The sequence below is a fragment of the Cobetia sp. 4B genome (assembly GCF_018831605.1).
GTDB classification, from domain to species: Bacteria; Pseudomonadota; Gammaproteobacteria; order Pseudomonadales; family Halomonadaceae; genus Cobetia; species Cobetia amphilecti.
The window spans coordinates 2,863,189-2,883,523 of the sequence record NZ_CP059843.1 but is presented as its reverse complement, the minus strand read 5'-3'; the positions used below and the strand labels follow the sequence as shown (position 1 = coordinate 2,883,523).

Genomic DNA, 20,335 nt, shown 5'->3' with positions numbered 1-20,335 from the left:
TTCGGCCAATGAAGGCGGGAAATTCCGCCTGCGAAGACATCTCTTGAGAGAGACTAAAGGGAATCGCGAGGGACAAGGACTTTACGGCGAAATGCCCTGGAGTCCGCCTCGATTGCCGCTGAAAAGCCGTCAGATGTGCACGAGATTCTGCCGTCATTGCCTCGTTTCACTTTGAGTATCACGACACGATCTGGCGACAAGGCCAGCAAGGATGACATCAATGAAGATCACGATTTTTGGAAGCGGTTATGTCGGTCTGGTCACGGGTACCTGCCTGGCCGACGTCGGCCACGACGTAGTGTGCATGGATGTGGACGCCGCCAAGATCGAGGGTCTCAAGCAGGGCGAGATTCCCATCTATGAGCCGGGCCTGGAAGGCATGTTGCTGCGCAACGTGGAAGCCGGTCGTCTGAGCTTCACCACCGACGCGCGTGAAGCCGTCGAGCATGGCGTGCTGCAGTTCATCGCCGTGGGCACGCCGCCGGATGAAGACGGCAGCGCCGACCTCAAGTACGTGCTGTCCGTCGCCACCACCATCGGCGAGCACATGAATGACTACAAGGTCATCATCGACAAGTCCACCGTGCCGGTGGGCACGGCAGACCGCGTCAAGGCGCGGGTCAAGGACGTGCTCAAGGACCGTGGTGCAAGCGTCGATTTCGATGTGTGCTCCAACCCAGAATTCCTCAAGGAAGGCGCGGCGCTGGACGACTTCACGCGTGGCGCGCGCATCGTGGTCGGCACCGACTCCGAAGCGGTGCGTGAGCGCATGCGCGAATGCTACGCCCCCTACAACCGCAATCATGAAAAGCTGATGTTCATGGATGTGCGTGCCGCCGAGCTGACCAAGTACGCCGCCAACGCGATGCTGGCGACCAAGATCAGCTTCATGAACGAGATCTCCAACCTGGCCGAGCGTCTCGGCGCGGACATCGAGGAAGTGCGTCGCGGCATCGGCAGTGACCCGCGTATCGGCTACCACTTCATCTATCCGGGCTGTGGCTATGGTGGCTCCTGCTTCCCGAAGGACGTCCAGGCGCTGGCACGTACTGCCAGCCAGATCGGCTATGAAGCCGAGCTGCTGACCGCCGTGGAATCCGTCAACAAGCGCCAGAAGGTCACCCTGTTCGACAAGCTGTCACGCGCCTTCGATGGCGACCTCAAGGGCAAGACCATCGCCGTCTGGGGGCTGGCCTTCAAGCCCAACACCGATGACATGCGCGATGCGCCGAGCCGCACGCTGATGGAAGCGCTGTGGGCCGCTGGCGCGACCGTGCAGGCCTATGACCCGGAAGCGATGAAGGAATGCCGCCGCATCTACGGCGAGCGCGATGAGCTGGTACTGGTCGCGGACCGTCAGCAGGCGGTCAAGGGTGCCGATGCGCTGGTGATCTGCACCGAGTGGAAGGAATTCCGCACCCTGGATGGCGAGTGGTTGAAGTCCCAGCTCGGCTTCCCCGTGGTGGTCGATGGCCGCAACCTGTTCGAGCCCGCCGCCATGAAGGCCGCTGGCCTGATGTACTACGCGGTCGGCCGCGGTGACACCCTGCTGTTGAATCAGGCTTGAGCTTGCGGCTTGGCATCACTGCCCGGGCGTCAGTGCTCAAACGTCAATGCTCAATCGTCAGTGCTCAGCCATCAAGGCTCAAGCAGGCATTGAACGTCGCTGAAAGATTCAGCACGCGTACCTGATCTGCGTACGCACTCCCTGAAAGACATCCATTCAGTCGTGCCACGCTCTCCATGAGGGTGGCACGCAGTAGAGGAATTTCTCATGTGTGGCATCGTTGCCGGTCTGGCTCAGCGTGATATCAGCAAGATTCTGATCGAGGGGCTGCATCGCCTCGAATACCGCGGGTATGACTCCGCCGGCGTGGCGGTCATCGACCCTGCCGGTGAACTGCGTCGTGCGCGTGCCGTGGGCAAGGTGCGTGCGCTGGAAGACGAGCTGCGCGAGGCGCCGCTGTCCGGCGCCATCGGCGTGGCGCACACCCGCTGGGCGACCCACGGGCGTCCTGCCCAGCACAATGCGCACCCGCATCTCTCAAGTGAGCGGGTCGCCGTGGTGCACAACGGCATCATCGAGAACCACGAAGCGCTGCGCGGCGAGCTGGAAGGCGCCGGTTATGTCTTCACTTCCGAGACCGACACCGAGGTGGTCGCGCACCTGGTCGATCGCGAACTGTGCAGCGGTCTGGCACTGCCGGAGGCCGTGAATGCGGTCACCGCGCGTCTCGATGGCGCCTTCGCGCTGGCGGTGATGGAGCAGCGCAACCCCGAACTGCTGGTCGGCGCCCGTCAGGGCAGCCCGCTGGTGGTCGGCGTGGGGATCGATGAGCACTTCATCGCCTCTGACCCACTGGCGCTGCTGCCGGTTACCGATCGCTTCATCTATCTCGATGAAGGCGACATGGTCGCCATCACGCCGGCGGGTATCCAGGTGCTGGAACGTACCGGCGACCGCGATGAGCTGACGCCGGTCACGCGTGAAGTGGTGCGTTACGAACACAGTGTCGAAGCCGCCGGCAAGGGCGAGTATCGCCACTTCATGATGAAGGAGATCATGGAGCAGCCGCGTGTACTGTCGCGCACGCTGGCGGAGCGACTGGACCCGAAGGGCGTGCGTCTGGAGGCCTTCGATGTCTCGCGCCATTCCTTCCTCGCCGCCAGCGCTGGCAGCGAGAAAGGCAACGAGAAAGGCAAGCAGGTCGTGGATGTGGCACGCCTGACACAGCTGTTCGCCGATGTGCGTCAGGTACAGATCATCGCCTGTGGCACCAGCTATCACGCCGGCATGGTGGCGCGTTACTGGCTGGAAGAGGTCGCGGGCATTCCGGCTCAGGTCGAGGTGGCCTCGGAATTCCGTTATCGCGAGCGGGTCGCGGCGCCGGGGACACTGTTCCTGACCCTGTCCCAGTCCGGCGAGACCGCCGATACGCTGGCGGCGCTGCGTGACATCCAGAAGCTCAACCGTGAAGGCCCGCAGGCCGGTCACTATCTGGCAAGCCTTGCCATCTGCAACGTGGCGGGCAGCTCGCTGGTGCGTGAATCCGACCTGTCACTGCTGACCCATGCCGGGCCGGAAATCGGGGTTGCCTCCACCAAGGCCTTCACCACCCAGCTGGTAGCGCTGATGCTGACCACCCTGGCGCTGCGTCAGGCCAAGGGCGATGGTCAGACGGATGACCTGCTGAGCCGTCAGCTGCTGATGCGCCTCAAGGACCTGCCGCACGTGATCGAGCAATCCCTGGCGCTGGATGGGGAAATCGCGCAGCTGGCGGAGAAGTTCATGCATCGTCACCACACCCTGTTCCTCGGGCGTGGCAGCCAGTACCCCATCGCCATGGAAGGGGCGCTCAAGCTCAAGGAAATCTCCTACATCCACGCCGAAGCCTACGCGGCAGGTGAGCTCAAGCACGGCCCGCTGGCGTTGATCGACGAAGACATGCCGGTGGTGGCGGTCGCGCCGATGGATGACCTGATGGAGAAGCTGAAGTCCAATCTGCAGGAAGTCCGCGCCCGCGGCGGTCAGCTGTTCGTGTTCGCGGATCCGGAAGTCAGCCTCAAGGCCGGTGAAGGCGTTCACGTCGTCACCGTGCCGGGCGTGTGTCGCTTCCTCGCACCGATCGTCTACGCGGTGCCGCTGCAGCTGCTCTCCTATCACGTCGCCGTGCTCAAGGGCACCGACGTCGATCAGCCGCGCAACCTGGCCAAGAGTGTCACGGTGGAGTGATCGACCGCGCTTGAGGCCATGAAGCAAACGAAAGGGACTGCCCATGGGCAGTCCCTTTTTTGTTGCAGGCTATATGGAGGGCTTTATCGCGAGCTTTCTCGAGGGCTTGGCCTCGGGAAATCCCGTCAGCGCTTCACGCGCGCCAGCAGATGCTGCCAGCAACGAATCATCAGTGACTGGCGATGCGTGTCAGCGTCTGGCTCACACTCGTCATCAGAGTCTTCATCAGTCTCTTCATCAAGGGTTGGGCCGGAATGGCGAATGCAGAAGCGCTCCCCCGACGGTGCCATCATCCAGCGCGAGCTGCCCGCAGGAAGCCGTCCCGCCTGCACGTCCTCATCGAGCTTTCTGCCCGCCGCCTTGATGGCGTCAATCGTGCTCTCCGACAACTCGATGAAGCCTTCATCGTCTGCTGAATCAGTTGTGTCCTGTGCTGGTGGAGTCTGAGTCATCAGATCAGGCCCTTGATGATCAGATTGACGCTCGAGACCAGCAGAATGGCATAGGCGACCTGACGCAGACGATTGTCACTCAAGGGCGGTGGGAAGCGACGCGCCAGCTCGGTGAAGAGCATCACGACGAGGGCGCCCGACAGACCCACAAGCAGCAGCTGGGGCAGGGTGTCGCCGATACGCCCCGGGGCCGCGATGCTGAGGCCCATGCGCACGATGCCGGTGACGATGAAGACACCGAACAGCGTGCAGCGAATGGCGATCAGGGTCATCGGCTGACGATAGAGCACGACCACCAGAGGCGGGCCATTGGCCGCGAACAATCCCCCCATCAGGCCTGACAGCACACCGGCGGTATGAAAGTGCCAGCGTGGCGATGTCGTGGCACGCGGGCCCGGTTGAGCCAGCAGGGCGAGACAGGCGATCAGGATGACGATGCCCAGCAACATGCCCAGCAGGGGGGCTCTTTCGCTGCCCAGCCAGATGGCCAGGAAATAGCCCACCGGCAACATTGGCAGGCTGGTGACCAGCAGGCGGCGTGCCAGGCGCGGATTGATCTCTCGCCAGTGCCCGCGCATGGCCATCCCGTTGTTGAACAGGCCCAGCAGAGTACACAGCAATGCGGCGCTCTCGATGGGCAGCACATCGAGGGTCGCCAGCAGACCCATCACGATCAATCCGAAGGCGAAACCGGTCAGGGTCTGGATATAGCTGGCGAGTGCCAGACTCATCATGATGGCGACAAGTTGCCAAGGCTCCATGAAGTCTCCGTGGGCAAGGGGGGATAGAACAGAAAGGGCAGGGCGGCGCTGGCTTCAACATGCGCGAGGCCTGGCGCTGGCAGGCAAGGGCGCTTGAGAGTGGGCGCCGTGCGCGTACGGGGAGGCCGACCAATGCCTGCCATCATAGCCTGCATCGCGCTCTGGCAGTATGACACTCGCGCAAAGTGCTCACGTTGATGTGCGTCACATAAGGCCGCGGGCATGACGGCTTTGGTCGTGCTGGCTCAATTGGCTCAGTGGGAGGGGCGTATTTCAGTAGTCACTGATTATCAGTATCTGGCATGAGTTGCCGGAGGATTGGCGCATAAACGCTCATGATTTCGGCTTTTGGCGACAGCGCAGCTTGTTTGGGCTGAGGGGGATTATTAGTCTGTGGTCAACGGCGGGGCAGGAAGTGTCGCCATTTGCTGCCACTTTCTGCCACTTTCTGCCACTACCTGTCTCACGAGCGGACATCCCTCCAGTGTCCACTCCTCAGGGTGACGCCGTTCACCTGTCATCTTCAGTGCAGGATCAGCTCCTGTCGGATGATCGGGACTCAAGCACTAAAATCCAAGAAATTGCGAATAAAAGTCAGTCGCAAGAACTGACCCACTCTTCAGTGCAGTGTGTGCTCTGCTTCGAGGGCGCTGGTCGGCTGTGCTGGTCAATGACAGTGAACAATAAAGAAGGCAGGGCATGGAACGCTATACAGGGAAGTCGCCTTACTTTTCCATCGTGACGCCAAATCACAATTCAGGGGATGGTCTTGCGCGCTGCATCAACAGCTTGCGTGACAACCAGGCATCCTATGAGCACATCATCATTGATGATTGCTCGACGGATGATGGATTCCTGTGGGCTGAGCGACAGGCGCAGCAGCAAATGGAGCAGCAATCCTCAGTGTCCACGCCGCCCGGCGAGACGCCTGACATCCCCGGGCGGCTGGTCCTGCGCCGCAATCCTCACAACATGGGGCCGGGTGGCACGCGCAATCATGGTCTGAGCCTGGTCAGCGGCCGCTATGTGCTGTTCTGTGACGCCGATGATCATTTCGCGCCTGGCGCGCTGGATATTCTGCAGGCCCGCATCGAGGCGTTCGACTCGCCCGAGGCGGTGGTCTTCCGCTACTGCCTGCAAGGCCCCAAGGGCGATCACGACAGCCTGGCATTCTGCCAGCAGGCCGAGGAGCGTCCGCTGGCCCGGGCCTTTCGTGACTTCATGCATGACACCATCGTGTCGTCTCCCTGGGGCAAGGCGATCCGCGCCGATCTGGCCTGCTCGCTGAGCTTCCCTGATCTGCCCGTCTCGCAGGATGGCCTCTATAACCTGGATCTGTTCGGACGTGCAGAGCGCGTGCTGTATCTGCCCGAGGTGCTGTATTACTTCGACAAGCGCAGTGACGGCTCTCTGACGCGCAAGCCGTTCAGCAACCAGGAACTGGACAAGTTCCACCGCAGCTGGCGGGTCTTCGCGGAGCATTATCGTGAGCATTTCGCCGCGACGCATGGCATGGCCCTGCTGGAAATCCGCGGCCTGCGGTTCGTCGGCGTCAGCTTCATCATGCGTCAGGCGATCAACAAGACGGCGGATGATTCGCGGGTGCGCAAGGTCGTGCTCGATCAGGTGCGACAAGCGTCCTGGTCATCTCTGCGCCAGCTCTCGCTGAAGGAGCAGGCGCTGTTGATGAGCTATGCAGTGAGCCCGGCATTGTCCCGGCAACTTGTCCGCCGGAGCCAATACGCCTCATGAGCACTCATAAACATATCCTGTTCTATACCGGTGCCCAGTCACGCACTGGCGGCACCGAACGTGCCTGCGCCGATACCGCCAACATGCTGGCCGCCAGTGGCGATTATCAGGTCGAGATCCTCAGCGAATATGGCCCGGCGGAGAGTCCCTATCCGCTGCATGACGATATCGTGCACGAATCACTCTATCCCGAGCGCTCGCATCTGGGCGCCGTGCGTGGCCTGTGGCTGTTCCTGCGTCTGCTGTGGGTGGTGCTGCGCAAGCGCCCGGACGTGGTGGTGGTGGTCGAGAGCATCGGCTTCCTGCCCTTCCTGCTGCCGACGCTGCTCTGTCGCCGCACGCGCTACCTGTGCTGGGAGCACTTCAATGCCACCTCGGATCTCGGCATTGCTCGCCGTGATACGGCGCGGCGTCTGGCGGCGCATCGCGCCGACCGCATCGTGGTGCTGTCGCATGAAGACCGCCAGTACTGGGAGCGTCTGCATCCAGCCGCGCGCGAGCGACTCAGCGTGGTGCCCAACCTCAATCCGCTTGAGCATGTCGTTGCCGAGCGTCAGGCGCTTCAGAGCCGTGAGAGCAGTGCTGAGCAGGTGGCGGACTTGCGAGACGCCAGGTCGCCCAGGGTGGCGGTGGCCGTCGGCCGCCTCGAGCCGCAGAAGGGCTTCGATCTGCTGCTTGAGGCCTGGGCGGCGTTGCCTGAGGCGACCCGTGATGGCTGGGTCTTGCGCATCGTCGGCGAGGGTGCAGAGCGTGGCGCCCTGATGGAGCAGGCCGAGCGCCTGAAGATCACCCATCAGCTGCAGATGCCGGGCCAATGCCGGGACATCCGGCGCGAATACGCCGCGGCGGACCTGTTCGTACTCTCGTCGCGCTTCGAGGGCTTTGGCCTGGTGCTGGTCGAGGCGCTGAGCTGTGGTGTGCCCTGTGTCAGCTTCGCGTGTCCGGCCGGGCCGGGCGAGATCATCAAGCATGGCGTCAATGGCTATCTGGTCGCGCAGGGTGATGTGGAGGCCATGACCCGTCAGCTTGATGAGGTGCTGGGGGATAAGGCGGTGCTCGACAGGTTGCGCGCCAATGTGGATTACGGCCTGGACCGCTTCTCGCGCAATACCGTCGAGGCCAGCTGGCGCACGATGCTTGAGGGGCTGGAAGCCCCAGCGCTGTTGAAGGTGATCTGATCGGCATGACGACCGCCTGGATGAGGGTGGTAGGCAAGACAGCCAGTGGACAGACAAGTGAGGGCAGCCGCCCTCACTTTTTTCATGAACGACAGCAGGAGGCTATCGCCGTGAGAATCATGCATGTCATCTCGACTCCCGCCTCTGGCGGCGCCGAGGTCTACGTCAAGGACCTGAGTCTGGCGATGGTGGCCGCTGGCCACAGTGTGCATATCACCTTTCTGGAAACCGCCGCGGAATGTGGCCGTGACCTCGAATACGAGCATCGCTTTCTGAGCCAGCTGAGTGCCGGCAATGTCAGCTACTCGTTTCTGGGCATCGAGACACGCCGCCGCCCGTGGCGAGGCGCGACGAGACTGCGCAGGGAAGTGACGCGCTTCGCGCCGGATGTGGTGCACTGCCACCTGTATTACGCACTGATGTTCGCCTTTGGATTGCCGCGTCAGTTACCGGTGATGATGACGGTGCACAGCATCGAGCTGGGCGCGCCGGCCTGGATGTTCCGGCTGTTTGATCGTCGCGTGACGGCCTACGTCGGTATCTGTCGCGCCTGCACCGACAAGCTGGCGCCGATTGCGGCGCGTCCGGTGGTGCAGATCGACAACGCCGTTTCCGGCGCGCGTCTCAAGGCCAGTGGTTGGCGGGAGGCGAATCAGCAGGCCCCGGTGCAGCTGGCGGCGATCGGACGTCTGACCGATGCCAAGCAATACCCCCTGATGCTGGAAAGCTGCGCCAGACTCAAGGCGCAGGGCCTGGCATTCACGCTCAGGATCGCCGGCGAGGGGCCGCACAAGGCACAGCTGATGGCGCAGATCGAGGCGCTCGGGCTCGATGATGAGGTCAGCTTGCTGGGCAATATCTCGGATGTGGCGGGGCTGCTGGCCAGCGCCGATGCCTTCATCATGTCATCCGCCTGGGAAGGGCTGCCGATCTCGCTGCTGGAGGCGACGCTCAGTGGCCTGCCGGTGCTGGTCACCGATGTCGGCGGCTGTGCCGAGGTGGTGCATCGGGTCGGCAACGGCCTGGTGGTCGACCAGCACACGCCTGAGCGCTACGCCGAGGCGTTGGGGCGACTGGTGGGAGATGCTGAATTGCGGCGTGCCTTCGCCCGCAACGCCCGCCGTTACGGGGCCAGTTATCACATCGATACTGCCCTGAGCGGGCATCTGGCACTGTATGGCCGCCACCAACCGGCGCAGGACACCTCGGGGCTGGAGGTGACGCCCTGAGTGTCCGCAGCGGACACCGAAGTGACGGAAAGGCATGTTCAGGAAAGGCATGGTCAGGAAAGCCGGCCACGTTGTGTCGCTCATGATCGTTATTGGAAAGGCCAGGGGGTGTCGCTGACACCCCCTGGCCTTTTCGCCTTTGGGGCGTGTCCAGGCGTGGTCGAGGCATCTGCGCGGTATCTGCTAAACGTTTGCGGGGCGTATCCAGGGATCTGCGGAGCGTATGTGGGGCCTGTGCAAAGTGCAGTTGGGATTTCTCATTCTGCGAAGGTGAGTCAGATGATGAGTTGTTGCTAAATTAAAGTAGTTTTATTTCGCAATATGCATTAGATGCGCTAAGGGTAATCTGTCGTCTGTCGGGTACCTGACTGCCAATGATGAGGATTAGGGGAAGCAGCTTAAAGTTACCACCGCCAGTACAATCGTCTCGACGACCCGACAATTCCTTGCTGTTGAAGTCAATTGATTTATTATCAGCCCTGTTGAAGAGGGGACAGTAATGTCGCTTATTGGCGAATCAGACGTCGCCGGTAAAGCGCCAGGTTCTCTTCGCTGCGACGTGCGTCATGTCATGGCCTATCGAGGTCGCCGGGCATGGCCGAGGCATGCAGACAGCATGTGCAGGAGTCGAGCGACACAAGCGCGATACAAGCGCGATACAAGCACGAGACAAGAGCAGGCCGGGCCTCGCAGATGGGCAGTCAGGCGGGTAGAGGTACCGCTCCAGCGTGCGACACCGGGTACGGCGAAATGCCTCATGAGAAGGCATCAAGTCCCGGGGTCGAGTCTGGGGTCGGGGTCATTGCCGCCGGGTGGTCAGTCAGACCCGAGCTTGCCACAGACGTACAGGATAGTGCGTCAGCTCAGGCAGAGAATGTCAGTAACACATTGTATTAAATGGATTTGATATATTGGACGTGATTGAAGAAGTCGTCGGTGCCTTACGCGCCAGCGGCCGTGTCCCTTGCCTTGCGGGGCATTGGGCGGTCGCCTCATTCGAGGTCGCGCTACCTGCCAGGTCGGGCAGATGGCGCAGGCGCATCCGGGCGATCGAACGTTGCACCTCAATCATCGCACCTCTCCATGGAATGCATGCGGGCATGAATTCTCATCCCGTTCTGACGCTGCCGTACCAGCTGACTCGCCAACGAGATCGACAGGTCTCGCCTGCTTGAAGGGGCGGCACAAACCTTCCGTCGACAGTGGCCCCTGACAGGTTCAAGCAACGAGTCGCTTGAACAGAAATGTCAATAAAAGTGCAAGAAAGAAGTAATCAGTAATGTTGGTGCGATCAATCCTATAAGTATCGGTTAATCAAATGAGTCATGTTGTCTTGATTGATGAGAAAGTCGATCAATGCAATATGTTTCATGTGTTAGATGCCTGGTAGTGAATTACTAAAATACTAATAAACGTTCCATTTCGGAGTTCGGTCATGGGCATGTGTCATGGACACATGCCTGACGTGTGTCCGGTGATATCGCAGGGGTATCGAAGGGCAGGCGTGACCACTCCATGACAGATGACATGTACGCCAACAGGGCGCCGCTATCGGCAGCAGGGGAGAACGCCAGTTCCTCGGGGCGGTAGCGTGCCGAAACAGCGCCTGGCGGTAGCGGTCAGGATCACAGGGGAAGAGACAGGATATGGATATACCGGTCAGAACGACGCTCCGGGCGTTCTCATTTGCCGCCGTGGTATTGGCGATGAGCGGGTGTGCCTTCGCGCCCGGTGGGCACATGGATTATGAAGCCGAGGTCGCGCCGCTGACCGACCAGGTGGAAGTCACGCCGATCACCCCCGGGCTGATCTCCAACTATCGCGCACGCCCCGCCCAGACTGCTCCCGCGCCGCCTGAGCTGGTCGATGACATCAAGCAGTACGTCTACCGCGTGGGCGGCGGCGACATCCTGGCCATCAACCTGAGCACGCCGCTGGACCTGGCTCAGGAAAGCGGTGTGCAGCGTCAGACGGTCGAGGCACTGACCTACATCGTCCAGCCGGATGGCACGCTGTTCTACCCCTATGTCGGGCGCATCAACATTCGCGACATGACGGTGGATGAGGTGCGCGCCGCGCTGGTCGCGGGGCTGTCCCGTTACATCACCGAGCCGCAGGTCAATGTCTCGGTGGCGCAATTCCGCTCCAAACGCGTCTATCTGAGTGGCGCCGTGACCGAGCCCGGCTTCGTGCCGGTCACGGATGTTCCGCTGACCCTGATCGATGCCATCAGTGCCAGCGGCGGGGTCACCGCACTGGCCAATACCCACAACATCACGCTGACGCGCGACGGCCAGCAGGAGCACCTGAGTCTCTATCAGCTGCTGCAGCAGGGCGACATGCGTCAGAACCGTCTGCTCAAGGATGGCGACGTGATCAATGTGCCGGTGGCGGAAGACCAGAACGTCTTCGTGCTCGGTCAGGTACTCAAGCCCGGCAACATGCCGGTGGGCAATGAACGTCTGAGCCTCACCGATGCGCTGTCGCGGGCCGGTGGGGTCGATGAGGACCGCGCCAATCCGTCAGGCGTCTTCGTGGTGCGTGAAAATTCGCCGGAGTCCGACAAGCTGGCCACGGTCTTCATTCTCGATATCTCGGATGCGACCTCGCTGATGCTGGGCGCGCGCTTCCCGCTGCAACCGCGTGATGTGGTCTACGTGACCGCCGCGCCGGTCAGCCGCTGGAACCGTGTGCTGAGCCAGCTGCTGCCGTCCGTGACCAGTACCGGGGCCTTCGTCTCGGTCATCGATGACATCGAGGATTGAGGTCATGTCCCACTCCCGCATGGCAGGTCGCGTCGCGACCTGCCGTATCACCTGCCTGCCGGGCCTGAATCGTTTACTCAAGGCGGCGTCATGAATCAGTACACCTCTCCCATGCCATCCTCTTCTGCACAGCCAGGCAAGGACACCACGCGCCGACTCGATTTCAGCACCATTCTCGCCTTGCTCTGGCATCGACGCTGGTGGCTGATCGGCAGCACGCTGCTGTTCACCCTCCTGGGCATCTATCTCGTCGGTAGCCAGCAACGCATCTACCTGGCCGATTCCCTGATCCAGATCGAGGACAAGGGCGGCAGCGCCAGCCTGCTGGGGCCGCTGGCCGGTCAGGCAACCGGCAGCGATGAGAGCAGCACCAGCGATGAGCTGGAAATTCTCGCCTCACGACTGGTATTGGGCCAGGCCGTGGACCGCGAGCGACTCAATATCGTGGTCTCTCCGGTGCGTTACCCGGTCATCGGTGACTGGCTCTCCAACCGCCATCTGCGCCTGCCGGCCAGTCTCGGCGGGCAGGATTACGCCTGGGGCGATGACACCCTCAAGGTCACCACGCTCGAGCTGAGTGGTCCGTGGCAACAGCAGACGCTGACCCTCGAGGCCCTGGGCGATGAGCGCTACCGCCTGCTGGATGCAGAGGGGCAGGCGATCGTCGATGGCAAGGTGGGCGAGAACGCGCTGGCGGAAGGCATCAAGGTCTTCGTGCGCGAGTTGTCAGCCGAGCCGGGGGCGCGCTTCACGCTGACCAGCATCTCGGACCTGAGCGCCATCAACTCGCTCAAGTCGCGCTTCACCGCCGTGCGCAATGGCACCGACACCGGGGTGGTCACGCTGAGCCTGTCCGGCAGTGACCAGACCGCCATCGTCAACACCCTGGACACCATCACCAATGTCTTCCTGCAGCAGAACATCGAGCGGGAGTCCGCCGAGGCGGACAATCAGCTCGGCTTTCTGGGCGACCAGATCCCGACGCTGCGTGGCCAGCTCGATGAGGCGGAATCGGCACTCAACGACTATCGCCGCCGTCGCGACTCGGTCGATCTGACCGCCGAGAGTCAGCAGGTGATGGAGAATCTCGTCGGGCTGGACAATCAGCTGACCGAGATCAAGCTGCGCCTGGCCGAGCTGTCCCGAGCCTACACCAGCGAGCACCCGGCCTATCGGGCGCTGGTGGCACGTCGTGATTCGCTCAATCAGGAGAAGGCGCGCGTGCAGAAGCAGGCCGAGCAACTGCCGGCCGCCCAGCGCGAGGCGCTCAACCTGAACCGCAATGTCACCGTCAGCCAGGAAATCTATGTCGCGCTGCTCAACAAGCGCGAGGAAGTGCGCCTCAAGAAGGCCGGCACCGTCGGCAATGTGCGCATCCTCGACCCCGCGGTGCTGCAGCCGGTGCCCATCTCGCCGAAGACGTCCCTGATGCTGGCCGTGTTCTGCATGATCGGCCTGATGCTGGGCACGCTGGCCGCGCTGCTGCGGCATGCGATGCGCAAGGGCATCGACACCGCCGAGCAGATCGAGGCGCTGGACCTGCCCGTCTACGCGACGGTGCCGCTGTCGCCGCAGCAGCACAACATGATGCGCCGCGTGCGCCTCAAGGGCGAGAAGGGCGGCCGCGAGATCTATCAGGGGGTGCTGGCCACCTCCCAACCGTCGGACATCAGTATCGAGGCCCTGCGCAGCCTGCGTACCAGCCTGCACTTCGCCCTGCTCGACAACCGCCGCAAGTCGGTGATGTTCACCGGGCCGAGCCCGGGCATCGGCAAGAGTTTCGTCAGCCTCAATCTGGCGGCGGTGAGCGCCGAGGCCGGTCAGCGCGTGCTGCTGATCGATGCCGACATGCGCCGCGGCCACCTGCATCACGCCTTCCAGCGTACCTCCGAGCAGGGTGGTCTGTCGGATGTGCTCAGCGGTGCCAGTCCGCTGGACAGCGTGCTGTATCACTCGCGCATCGACAATCTTGATTTCCTGGGCCGTGGCGTCGCGCCGCCCAACCCGTCGGAGCTGTTGATGCAGCCCAATTTCGCCGAGCTGCTGGAGCAACTCGGTGAGCGTTACGACCTGATCATCATCGACACGCCGCCGGTGCTGGCCGTGACCGAAGCGCTGATCATCGGTCGTCACGTCGGCGCCAGTCTGATGGTGGCGCGCTTTGGCATGAACCAGGTGCGCGAACTCGAGCATGCACGCAAGAAGCTCGAGAACAATGGCATTCACGTCAAGGGCGCCATCCTGAATGCCATCGAACCGCAAGCTGGCGACAAGCATGGCTACGGTTATTACAACTACAGCTACGCCTGACATCGTCTCGCTTGGCAGCTCTCATGACGCTTGAATCACGGAGGAGGTAAGCACGATGAGCGGTATACCCTTGTCGATGGAGCACCAGCGGCGTTACTCGCATCACTACGAGCGCTTGCTGGCCAGCAAGCGATTGCAGCTGATCTTCGGGATGCTGGTGGTGGTCATCGCGCCGGCACTGTACCAGGCAGGGTTGAACCAGCTGATGCAGGGTGACACCCACTGGTGGCTGACCAGCGATGATCAGTGGCATGCCCTGCTGGGCACCGGCGTGGCCTACACCCTGTCGGTGACGGCGGTCAATCGCCTGTCCCGCCTGCCGGGCACGCGCTCCTACCTCTATGTCGTGCCGGCGATCGTCATCTCCTATCTGACCTTGATGATGGTGCTGGGCGTGCTGGGGCTGGAGTATTCGCGCCACCAGGTCGGCCTGTCCTTCCTGCTCGCGGTGAGCCTGTGCACGGCCTACTACTACATCGACACCCGACTGCGCCGGATGCGCTTCGCGGTGGTGCCCTACGGCAAGGCGCCGAGTCTGTGCACCCGCCCGGGCGTCGAGTGGCTGTCGTTGCGCGGGCCTGACCTGGTCGGCCTGCCGCGTATCGACGGCGTGGTGGCGGACCTGCGCGGTGAGCTGCCCAGCGAGTGGGAGAGCTTCCTGGCCGACTGCACCATCCACCGCATCCCGGTCTATCACGCGACCCATGCCCACGAGATGATCACCGGTCGCGTGCTGCTGGATCACCTCTACGCCAACGAGTTCGGCTCGCTGACGCCACGGGAAGACTATGAGGTCATCAAGCGCTGGATGGACTTCACCGTCGCCGCGCTCATGCTGCCGCTGCTGGCGCCGGTCATGTTGCTGACGGCGCTGGCGATTCGCCTCGACAGTCCCGGGCCGGTGATCTTTCGCCAGCCGCGCATGGGCTTTCACTGTCGCCCCTTCACCGTCTACAAGTTCCGCAGCATGTATGACGGCATGAAGGGCGCCGGCTTCACCCAGGAAGGCAGTGATCCACGCATCACGCGAGTCGGGCGCTTCATCCGCAAGTGCCGTCTCGATGAGCTGCCCCAGCTGTTCAATGTGCTCAAGGGCGACATGAGCCTGATCGGCCCGCGCCCCGAGTCGATGAATCTGGCCGACTGGTATCGCAAGGACGTGCCGTTCTTCCACTACCGCCATGTCGTGCGCCCGGGCATCACCGGCTGGGCGCAGGTCGAGCAGGGTTACGCCGCTGAAGTGGAAGGCATGATCCGCAAGCTGGAATACGACTTCTTCTACATCAAGCACTTTTCCTTCTGGCTCGATCTGCTGGTGGTGATCCGCACCATCAAGATCGTGATCAGCGGCAACGGCTCGCGCTGAGCGGGCCTGCACTATCTATAGACGTCTGTAGACGAGTGTCTCCGCAGGCGAGTGTGCGGCACTTCTCTGAAACGTGTAGCGAGTCGCTGCCAGAGGAACCCGGCAGCGAACGCGCTGCACCGGCACTCGTCTGCTGTCAGAGCCAACCTTCATCTGATGTACGAAAGGAGTCGATATCATGATTACGGTGACGCGTCCCTACTTCCCGGAGCGGGAGAATTTCGACCGCTATGTGGATTCCATCTTCGAGGGGCGCTGGTTGACCAACCACGGCCCGCTCGAGCAGGAGCTCACTCGACGTCTGGAAACCTACCTGGGCGTCGAGAACCTGCTGCTGGTCAGCAATGGCACCCTGGCGCTGCAGATCGCCTATCGCGCGCTGGGCATCGCCCAGATGCCGGGCCAGTACGAATCGGCGGAGGTCATCACCACGCCCTTCACCTTCATCGCCACCGCCAGCAGCCTGAAGTGGGAGGGCATGCAGCCGGTATTCACGGATATCGACCCCGACACCCTGTGTCTGGACCCGGCACGCATCGAGTCGGCCATCACGCCACGCACCCGTGCCATCGTGCCGGTGCACGTGTTCGGCAATGCCTGTGATGTCGAGGCCATCGATGCGCTGGGCGAGGCGCATGACCTGAAGGTCATCTATGACGGTGCCCACGCCTTCGGCGTGACCTATCGCGGCAACAGCCTGCTGTCACATGGCGATGCCAGCACCCTGAGCTTCCACGCCACCAAGCTGTTCCACAGCATCGAAGGCGGCGCGATCATCTTCAAGCGCAAGGAAGACCTGGAACGCGCCCGCAAGTTGATCAACTTCGGCATCACCGGCCCGGAGTGCATCGAGGAGCTGGGCATCAACGCCAAGATGAATGAGTTCCAGGCGGCGATGGGGCTGTGCGTGCTGGATGAGATCGAAGGCAACCTGGAGAGCCGGGCGCTGGTCTGGCATGCCTATGCCCAGGCGCTGCGCGGCAATGTCCAGCTGCAGACCCGCCAGACCGGCGCCAGCCTGAATTACGCCTACTTCCCGATCATTCTCGAAAGCGAAAGCATGCTGCTCGAGGTGATGCAGCGTCTGCAGCAGGAAGGCTATCTGGCACGACGTTACTTCTGCCCGTCGCTGGAATCGCTGTCCTTCCTCGGCCGGCCCGCCGCCGAATTGCAGGACGAGGATGTCATCACCCCGCAGATCGTGCATTCCACCGATATCGCCAGTCGTATCCTGTGCCTGCCGCTCTACTCGGGGCTTGAGGTCAGCGAGATCCTCGGGGCGGTGCGCATCATCGTCAATCGCCACGTCAAGGCCGCCTGATCATGAACATCGCGATCATGCAGCCCTATCTGTTCCCGCATATCGGCTATTTCCAGCTGATGCATGCCTGTGACGAGTTTCTCGTCTATGACGATGTCGCCTTCATTCCGCGTGGCTATATCCATCGCAACAATGTGCTGCTGGGCGGCAAGGCGCATCGCTTCACGCTGTCGGTGCCCAAGGCATCGCCCAACCGCTTGATCAGCGAGCTCCTCTTCGGCCCGACACCGGACAGCCTGCTGACCACGCTGCATCACGCCTATGCCAAGGCGCCGTATTACGCACAGGTCATGCCGCTGCTGCAGGCGGTGTTCCAGCACGAAGACCGCCGCATCGGGGCGCTGTGCAAGTACAGCTTCGAGCGGGTGTGTGACTACCTGGGGCTGGAGTGTCGCTTTCTGCTCACCAGTGAGCTTGAGCACGATCGCAGCCTCAAGGCCCAGGACCGTCTGATCGAGATGTCACTGATGCGCGGGGCCGAGGGTTACATCAACAGCATCGGCGGCCGCAAGCTCTACCAGGCGGCGCCCTTTGCGGCCAATGGCATCACGCTGTCATTCCTCGCCAGCCAGCCGAGTGACTACTGCCAGACACCGCTTGATTCACGTCGCTCGAGGCGTCAGGCGGAGTTCGTCGCCGGCCTGTCGATCATCGATGTGCTGATGTGGTGCTCACCGGGCGAGGTGCGCGACAGACTCGCCGAGTACCAGCTGCTGCCGGAAGACCTGGAGTTGCTGCGCGCCGCGGGCAATGTTGCGGGTGATACGGCGTCTGTGCCGGGGCCGCTGGCGCGCGATGTCTCGGCCCATCCGGTTCAGGGAGGCCTCGCCTCGTGTCACTGAGCAACAAGACCGCCATCGGCATTCTGTGGAATTTCTCCGATCAGCTGTTGCGGCGTGGCATGGCCAGTCTGGTCACGCTGCTGCTGGCGCGGCTGCTGGTGCCGGAAGATTTCGGGTTGCTGGCGATGGTGCTGGTCTTTCTGACCATCGCCTCGGCCATGATGGATTCCGGTCTTCAGCAAGCCATTCTGCGCATGCCGACCCTCGGGCCGCGTGATGCCAGCACCGCCTTCTTCAGCAATATCGCCTTCGGGGTGCTGGCCTACGGCCTGCTGTATGCAAGCGCCCCCCTGATCGCCGATTTCTATGCCGAGCCACGCCTGATCGTGCTGGTGCGTATCGGCGGCATCGTGGTGCTGATCAATTCCTTCGAGGTCATTCAGGGCGCGATGCTCAACCGTGCGCTGGATTTTCGCACGCGCATGAAGGCTGGCATTCCCGGCAGCGTGGTGTCGGGCGGGGTGGCAGTGCTGCTGGGCTGGCTGGGCTTCGGGGTCTGGGCACTGGTGGGGCAGATGTTGACGGCGGCGCTGGTCACTACCGCCCTGATGTGGTGGTGGGGCAGCTGGCGGCCGCGGCTGGAATTCGATGTGGTGTCGTTCAAGGCGATGTTCCGCTTCGGCTACAAGATGTTCCTGTCACGCATGCTGGATGTGCTGTTCGTCAATCTCTATGTGCTGCTGATCGCCAAGCTGTTCTCCGCTTCGGTGGCGGGGTTGTTCTTCTTCGCTGAGCGTCTCAAGGAGCTGGTGATCAATCAGCTGGTGACGGCGGTGCAGAACGTGACCTTCCCGGCGCTGGCGAGCATCCAGGCGGATCCGGTGCGCCTCAAGAGTGCCTATCGTCAGATCCTGCAGGTCATGGTCTATCTGCTGTTCCCGGCGATGCTGTTGCTGGCGGCGCTGGCCGAGCCGCTGTTCCTGACGCTATTGCCCGAGCGGTGGCTGGCGGCGGTGCCTTATCTGCAGCTGATGTGCATCGCGGCCGTCATGTATCCCCTGAGCACGCTCAATCTCAATGTGCTCAAGGTCAAGGGGCGCTCGGACCTGTTCCTCGGGCTCGAGATCGTCAAGAAGGTATTGATCTGTGCGGTGCTGGCGGTGACCTGGCGCCATGGCGTGATGGCGATCCTGATCGGGCAGATCGTGGTGGCGGTGGTGTCCTACATCCCCAATGCCTGGTTCTCGCGGGAGTTGATCAACTACAGCATCCGCGAGCAGCTGGCCGACTTCCTGCCGGCTCTGCTGCTGGCCAGTGCGGTGGCGGGCACGACCTGGTGGGCCGTGCCTGCGCTGTTGGCCATCTGGCCGGCGCCGGTGGTGCTGGTGGTATCAGGCCTGCTGGCAGGGGCGGCCTATCTGTTGCTGTCCTGCTGGCTGCGTTTCGCGGCCTGGCAGTATGGCGCCGGCTGGATCCAGGAGCGTCTTTCACAACGGAAAGTGGGGAATACTGCATGTTAGAACTGAGTTATGCCCGGGCACTCGCGACGCCCCTCATGGATGGCACACCGCAGTCAGGCCCCTTGCCTGTGCCGCCGGCGCCCGCCGAGGAAGCCGCCATCATGGCCGAGTGGGAGGGCGATCTCAGCGCCCCGCGCGTCTCGGTGATGTGCTTCGCCTTCAATCATGGCGACTACATTCGCATGGCACTGGATGGCTTTCTGATGCAGCGCACGCGTTTTCCGTTCGAGATCGTCGTGCATGATGATGTCTCGACGGATGGCACGCGGGAAATCATCGAGGAATATGCGGCCCGTTACCCGAACATCGTGCGGCCGATCCTGCAGGACGTGAACCAGTACTCGCAACATATCTGGCCGATCACCTTCTGCATGCCGGTGATGCGCGGCGACATCATTGCCTATTGCGAGGGCGATGATTACTGGATAAAACCCGACAAGCTGGCCCGTCAGGTCGCCTTGTTCGACGCCTATCCCGAGGCGACGGTCTGCTTCCATCCGGCGCTGGAATTCAATGAAGCCACCGGCGAGCATTCGCTCATCTGCCGCTATGCCGATAGCGTGAAGAAGATCTCTGCCGAGGCGGTGATCGGGCTGCGCGGTGCCTCCATTCCGTCACCGGCCTTCAGCTTCCGACGCGTCGATGCCACCGTCGACGCGATGATGGCGTCCTATCGCGGGGCCCCGATCATGGACTTCTTCCTGCAGTCCTACATGGCACTGCAAGGCGAGACTCTCTATTACGAAGATGCTGCCTGTGTCTATCGCCGCAATGCCAAGGGTTCCTGGACATCGCAGCAGCAGGAAAGCGAGGCCGAACAGCGCTATCAGCGCGACATGATCTCGGCCATCGACGTCTTTCATGCCAATACCCGGCATATGCCGCATTCCGACAGCCTGTATATCCCGCTCTATCACTACTTCAAGCAGTACGTGATGGCGCCCGCGAGCCCCATGCAGCGCCTGGCCAACTTCCGCCAGGGGGTCGCGCTGCTCTCGCACATGGACCGCAGTCGGCTGCTGCGCCTCGTACGTCAGGATGTGATGACCAGGTTGATAGGCACTCGTCGCCGTCGTGTGACATCCGACAGCGCAGTGCAGAAGCGTAAAAGCGCCTGAATGCCCCCGGTTATCGGGGGGATGAGGGCGAGAGAAGCGTTTGATGAC

General features: G+C 62.3%; 14 protein-coding genes. 12 read left to right on the top strand and 2 right to left on the bottom strand.

All coding sequences use genetic code 11. The features are described from left to right. Positions 1 to 220: 220 nt before the first annotated feature. Both H2O77_RS11850 and glmS read left to right on the top strand, forming a co-directional pair. Positions 221 to 1,567: a UDP-glucose/GDP-mannose dehydrogenase family protein gene (locus H2O77_RS11850; protein ID WP_153636201.1), complete on the top strand. Its 1,347-nt coding sequence runs from the start codon at positions 221 to 223 to the stop codon at positions 1,565 to 1,567. Positions 1,568 to 1,774: 207 nt separating this feature from the next. Beyond that, entirely contained in the window at positions 1,775 to 3,733 is a 1,959-nt protein-coding gene (gene glmS / locus H2O77_RS11845; protein ID WP_215823166.1) for a glutamine--fructose-6-phosphate transaminase (isomerizing), read from the top strand. 125 nt (positions 3,734 to 3,858) lie between these two features. Here glmS and H2O77_RS11840 read toward each other — a convergent pair whose 3' ends face one another. Together H2O77_RS11840 and H2O77_RS11835 are read right to left on the bottom strand one after the other, a co-directional pair. Then, positions 3,859 to 4,185 carry a hypothetical protein gene (locus H2O77_RS11840; protein ID WP_215823165.1) on the bottom strand — a complete coding sequence of 109 codons (327 nt, stop codon included), beginning with the start codon at positions 4,183 to 4,185 and terminating at the stop codon, positions 3,859 to 3,861. Further along, the gene (locus H2O77_RS11835; protein WP_215823164.1) at positions 4,185 to 4,946 is read right to left on the bottom strand and encodes a sulfite exporter TauE/SafE family protein; all 762 of its coding nucleotides are present in this window, start codon (positions 4,944 to 4,946) and stop codon (positions 4,185 to 4,187) included. Before H2O77_RS11835 ends, H2O77_RS11840 begins: the two co-directional genes overlap by 1 nt. A 699-nt stretch (positions 4,947 to 5,645) precedes the next feature. Between H2O77_RS11835 and H2O77_RS11830 the strand changes: the two genes are divergently transcribed. The 10 genes from H2O77_RS11830 to H2O77_RS11785 all read left to right on the top strand — a co-directional run bounded on the left by H2O77_RS11830 (position 5,646) and on the right by H2O77_RS11785 (position 20,287). Beyond that, complete coding sequence (locus tag H2O77_RS11830) at positions 5,646 to 6,698, top strand: glycosyltransferase family 2 protein (RefSeq protein ID WP_107336366.1); 1,053 nt, start codon at positions 5,646 to 5,648, stop codon at positions 6,696 to 6,698. Next, positions 6,695 to 7,876, top strand: a complete 1,182-nt coding sequence (locus H2O77_RS11825; RefSeq protein WP_215823163.1) for a glycosyltransferase family 4 protein — start codon at positions 6,695 to 6,697, stop codon at positions 7,874 to 7,876. The genes H2O77_RS11830 and H2O77_RS11825 overlap by 4 nt, the downstream gene beginning before the upstream one ends. A gap of 119 nt (positions 7,877 to 7,995) precedes the next feature. Beyond that, positions 7,996 to 9,105 (top strand): glycosyltransferase family 4 protein, encoded by a 1,110-nt coding sequence (locus tag H2O77_RS11820; RefSeq protein WP_240548809.1) that lies wholly within the window; start codon positions 7,996 to 7,998, stop codon positions 9,103 to 9,105. A 1,646-nt stretch (positions 9,106 to 10,751) separates the two neighbouring features. After that, positions 10,752 to 11,870 carry a polysaccharide export protein gene (locus H2O77_RS11815; RefSeq protein ID WP_054556249.1) on the top strand — a complete coding sequence of 373 codons (1,119 nt, stop codon included), beginning with the start codon at positions 10,752 to 10,754 and terminating at the stop codon, positions 11,868 to 11,870. Between the two features lie 90 nt (positions 11,871 to 11,960). Further along, positions 11,961 to 14,180, top strand: coding sequence for a polysaccharide biosynthesis tyrosine autokinase (locus H2O77_RS11810; RefSeq protein WP_107336369.1), 2,220 nt, complete (start codon positions 11,961 to 11,963; stop codon positions 14,178 to 14,180). A gap of 55 nt (positions 14,181 to 14,235) precedes the next feature. Beyond that, complete coding sequence (locus H2O77_RS11805) at positions 14,236 to 15,546, top strand: exopolysaccharide biosynthesis polyprenyl glycosylphosphotransferase (RefSeq protein WP_225996327.1); 1,311 nt, start codon at positions 14,236 to 14,238, stop codon at positions 15,544 to 15,546. 178 nt (positions 15,547 to 15,724) lie between these two features. After that, on the top strand, positions 15,725 to 16,867 hold the full coding sequence (locus H2O77_RS11800) for a DegT/DnrJ/EryC1/StrS family aminotransferase (RefSeq protein WP_054556247.1): 1,143 nt from the start codon (positions 15,725 to 15,727) through the stop codon (positions 16,865 to 16,867). A 2-nt stretch (positions 16,868 to 16,869) separates the two neighbouring features. Beyond that, complete coding sequence (locus H2O77_RS11795; protein ID WP_215823161.1) at positions 16,870 to 17,709, top strand: WbqC family protein; 840 nt, start codon at positions 16,870 to 16,872, stop codon at positions 17,707 to 17,709. Further along, entirely contained in the window at positions 17,700 to 19,169 is a 1,470-nt protein-coding gene (locus H2O77_RS11790; RefSeq protein WP_153636194.1) for a lipopolysaccharide biosynthesis protein, read from the top strand. Before H2O77_RS11795 ends, H2O77_RS11790 begins: the two co-directional genes overlap by 10 nt. Then, positions 19,163 to 20,287, top strand: a complete 1,125-nt coding sequence (locus tag H2O77_RS11785) for a glycosyltransferase (protein WP_107336372.1) — start codon at positions 19,163 to 19,165, stop codon at positions 20,285 to 20,287. Before H2O77_RS11790 ends, H2O77_RS11785 begins: the two co-directional genes overlap by 7 nt. Positions 20,288 to 20,335: the final 48 nt, after the last annotated feature.